The sequence below is a fragment of the Mesorhizobium sp. M7A.F.Ca.CA.004.12.1.1 genome (genome assembly GCF_003997835.1).
Lineage (GTDB): Bacteria > Pseudomonadota > Alphaproteobacteria > Rhizobiales > Rhizobiaceae > Mesorhizobium.
This window is the reverse complement of record NZ_RZRK01000570.1, coordinates 1-4026: the sequence shown is the minus strand read 5'-3', so window position 1 is coordinate 4026 and position 4026 is coordinate 1. Positions and strand designations below refer to the sequence as shown.

4 protein-coding genes are annotated in these 4026 nt (G+C 64.0%); all 4 read left to right on the top strand.

Going from position 1 to position 4026, the window contains the following annotated elements; all coding sequences use genetic code 11:
• A partial coding sequence (locus EN984_RS25230; protein ID WP_127384024.1) for a DUF2090 domain-containing protein occupies nt 1-620 on the top strand: 620 nt, incomplete at its 5' end.
• Nucleotides 621-654: 34 nt separating this feature from the next.
• On the top strand, nt 655-2505 hold the full coding sequence (gene iolD / locus EN984_RS25225; protein WP_127271234.1) for a 3D-(3,5/4)-trihydroxycyclohexane-1,2-dione acylhydrolase (decyclizing): 1851 nt from the start codon (nt 655-657) through the stop codon (nt 2503-2505).
• A 223-nt stretch (nt 2506-2728) separates the two neighbouring features.
• Entirely contained in the window at nt 2729-3646 is a 918-nt protein-coding gene (gene iolE / locus EN984_RS25220; RefSeq protein ID WP_127269082.1) for a myo-inosose-2 dehydratase, read from the top strand.
• Between the two features lie 58 nt (nt 3647-3704).
• Entirely contained in the window at nt 3705-3923 is a 219-nt protein-coding gene (locus EN984_RS25215; RefSeq protein WP_127269081.1) for a DUF3329 domain-containing protein, read from the top strand.
• Nucleotides 3924-4026: the final 103 nt, after the last annotated feature.

The following is a 4026-nucleotide window of genomic DNA, read 5'->3' as shown; positions in this document are numbered from 1 at the left end:
GGCCGGTAGAGTTGCCGGGTTCGCGGCCGCTGCGCTTCGAATTCTCGCAGGACATCGGCTCGCAGCTTGTCGAATGGCCGGTCGACCATTGCATCAAATGCCTGTGTTTCTATCACCCCGACGATCCGGCGGCGCTGAAGGAAGAACAGCAGCAGAAGTTGCGCGCCCTGTTCGAAGGCGCGCGGAAGGTCGGCAGGGAACTTCTCATCGAGATCATTGCCGGCAAACATGGCAAGCTCGACGACACGACGATCCCGCGCGCGTTGGAGGAACTCTATGCGCTCGGCATCAAGCCGGACTGGTGGAAGCTCGAGCCGCAGGCGTCGAGCGGCGCCTGGGCGAAGATCGAGGCCGTCATCCTGAAGCACGACCCGTGGTGCCGCGGCGTCGTGCTGCTGGGCCTGGAAGCGCCGCAGGACGAGCTGGAAGCGGCGTTCGCCGCCACCGCCAAGGCGCCCATCGTCAAGGGCTTTGCCGTCGGCCGCACCATCTTCGTCCATGCGGCCGAACAATGGCTGGCCGGCAAGATGTCGGATAACGAGGCGATCGCCGACATGGCGCAGCGCTTCGAACAGTTGACGGATGCGTGGCTTGCCGAGCGCGGCCGCAAGGCGGCATAAGAAGGCGCGGAATAGGACTGCGGAGGAAAACACCATGAGCAAGACAATCCGCCTGACAATGGCGCAGGCGCTGACCCGCTTCCTGTCACGCCAGATGACCGAGATCGACGGGAGCAAAGTCCCGATCTTCGGCGGCGTCTGGGCGATCTTCGGCCACGGCAATGTCGCCGGCATCGGCGAGGCGCTTTATCAGCTGCGCGACGAGCTGCCGACCTTCCGCGCCCACAATGAACAGGCGATGGCGCATGCGGCGATCGCCTACGCCAAGGCCAATTTCCGCCGCCGCTTCATGGCCGCGACCTCTTCGATCGGCCCCGGCGCGCTCAACATGGTGACGGCGGCGGCGCTCGCCCATGTAAACAGGTTGCCCGTCCTGTTTTTGCCGGGCGACGTCTTCGCCAACCGCATCCCAGATCCGGTGCTGCAGCAGGCCGAGGATTTCTCCGACGGCACGGCTACGGTCAATGACTGCTTCCGTCCGGTTTCACGCTATTTCGACCGCATCACCCGGCCGGAGCAGATCATTCCTGCGCTCAGCCGCGCCATGGCCGTGCTGACCGATCCGGCCGAATGCGGCCCGGTGACGCTGTCTCTGTGCCAGGACGTGCAGGCCGAGGCCTACGACTACCCCGAGAGTTTCTTTGCCGAGAGGGTCTGGCACCAGCGCCGGCCGCGCCCGGATCGCCATGAGCTTGCCGCCGCGGTAGCGGCGCTGAAGGGCGCAAAAAAGCCGCTGGTGATCGCCGGCGGCGGCGTCCTCTATTCGCAGGCGTCGGACGAACTGGCGAAATTCGCCGAGAGCGCCGGCATCCCGGTCTGCGAGACGCAAGGCGGCAAATCCTCGTTGCCGGACGACCATCCGCTCAACATGGCGGCGGTCGGCGTCACCGGAACTTCTGCCGCCAACCGGTTGGCTGAGGAAGCCGATGTCGTGCTGGCCATCGGCACGCGTCTGCAGGACTTCACCACCGGTTCGTGGGCGCTGTTCAAGAATTCGGGCAAGACCATCATCGGGCTCAACGTGCAGCCCTTCGACGCCGGCAAGCACCGCGCCCTGCCACTGGTCGCCGATGCGGCCGAGGGCCTGGCCGAACTCAGTGCTGCGCTGAAGGGCTGGAAGGCGCCGGCAAGCTGGACCGACAATGCGTCCTCCGGCAAGAAGGCCTGGCAGGCCGAGGCGGCCAAGGTGACGGCGTCGACCAATGCCGCCTACCCGTCCGACGCGCAGGTGATCGGCGCCGTGCAGCGCGCCATGGGCTCCGGTGTGACGCTGCTGAATGCCTCCGGCGGGTTGCCGGGCGAATTGCACAAACTTTGGCAGGCGGGCGCGCCCGGATCGTATCATGGCGAATATGGCTTCTCGACCATGGGCTACGAGATTGCCGGCGGGCTCGGAGCCAAGATGGCGAAGCCCGGCGAGGGGATCGTCGTCATGATCGGCGACGGCTCCTACCTGATGATGAACTCCGAAATCGCCACCTCGGTGATGCTCGGCCTCAAGCTCACTATCGTGCTGCTCGACAACAGAGGCTATGGCTGCATCAACCGGCTGCAGATGGCGACCGGCGGCGCCAACTTCAACAATCTGCTGAAGGACTCGCGCCACGAGGTTCTGCCCGACATCGACTTTGCCGCGCATGCGGCGAGCATGGGGGCGATCGCCGAGAAAGTGCCGTCGATCGCCGGGCTGGAAAACGCGCTGGCACAAGCCAGGAAGAATACGCGCACAACGGTGCTCGTCATCGACACCGACCCGCTGGTTTCCACGGATGCCGGCGGCCATTGGTGGGACGTGGCGGTGCCGGAAGTGTCTGTACGGCCGCAGGTCAACGCGGCGCGCAAGGCGTATGACGAAAAGCGGAAGATGCAGAGTGTGGGTGATTGAGGTCGGCGCTGCCCCTCACCTGCCTGCCGGCATCCTCTCCCCGTATAGGGACGGGGAGAGGGACGCTGTCACCACCGGTTTCGCCAATCACCGCCGTCGCAAGAAAGACGCCGAGGTCGCGGCTAGACCCCTTGTCCCCGTCCCTATACGGGGAGAAGGTGCCGGCAGGCGGATGAGGGGCGGCGGCAACCAAAGGATAACTGTTCTAAACCGGAGTGACGACTTGAAAGCCAAACTGGGCATGTCCCCCATTGCGTGGTGGAACGACGATCTTGCGGAACTCAGCGATGACGTGTCGCTGGAAGAATGCCTGCGCCAGTCGCGCTCGGCCGGCTTCACCGGCATGGAGATGGGCCGGCGTTTTCCCAATGATCCCGAAATCATGCTGCCGATCCTGAAGGCGTCCGACGTCACGCTATGCGGTGGCTGGTTCTCCGGCACGCTGGTCGATGGGGAGATGGCCGACAACAAGGATCGCATCCAGCCGATGATCGACCTGTTCAAGGCGGTGAATGCGCCTTGCATCGTTTATGGCGAAGTCGGCCGCTCGATCCAGGGCGACCGCTCGAAGCCGCTGGCGACCAAGCCGAAGCTGTCGGATGACGAGATGAAGGCTTACGCGAAACGCCTGACCGCGTTTGGCGAATGGTGCGCCGAACAGGGTATGCCGCTGTCCTATCATCACCACATGGCGGCGGTGGTCGAGACCGAGCCGGAACTCGATGCCTTCATGCGCTATTCCGGAGCCGGCATTCCGCTGCTGCTCGATGCCGGACATCTGGCATTCGCCGGCGGAGACGTGCTGCGTGCCATCGACAACCATCATACCCGCATCAGCCATGTGCATGTGAAGGACGTTCGCATGGGCGTGATCGAAAAGCTCGATCGCACCAAACAATCCTTCCTCGACGCGGTGGCGCTGGGCGCCTTCACCGTGCCGGGCGACGGCTCGCTCGATTTCGGCGCCATCGTGCAGCGCTTCGCCGACCATGGCTATGAGGGCTGGTTCGTGGTCGAGGCCGAGCAGGACCCGAAGAAGAACCCGCCACTCAGGATGGCACAGGTTGGCTACAAGGAATTGATGCGCGTCATGACCGCCGCCGGCTATACGGTCGAGACGCAAGGCTTTCCAAATGTCTAGTTTCCCAATGGCTGGTGCGACGGGTTCCCGGCGAGACCGATTGCTGTAGATTGGCCCTATGAAAGATTCCGAACACCCCTTCTTCCGACCTTTGTGGCGGCGTGTCGCCATCGTCGCGGTCTGCGTCATCTGGTCGATCATCGAGTTCGCCACCAGCACGCCGTTCTGGGGCATGATCGCGCTCGGCTTCGCCGGCTACGCCGTCTGGCAGTTTTTTTATCTCTACAAGCCTGCTGACGAGGCGAAGCCTTCGGTCGAGCCCGAGCCGAAGGAGTAACTGATCGCATGCGTTGGCGACTATCTTGCAGTGCTTCTCGTTTCGTCATCCTGGGGCGGAGCAAGGAGCGAAGCGACGCGGCGCAGACCCTAGGATCCATGCC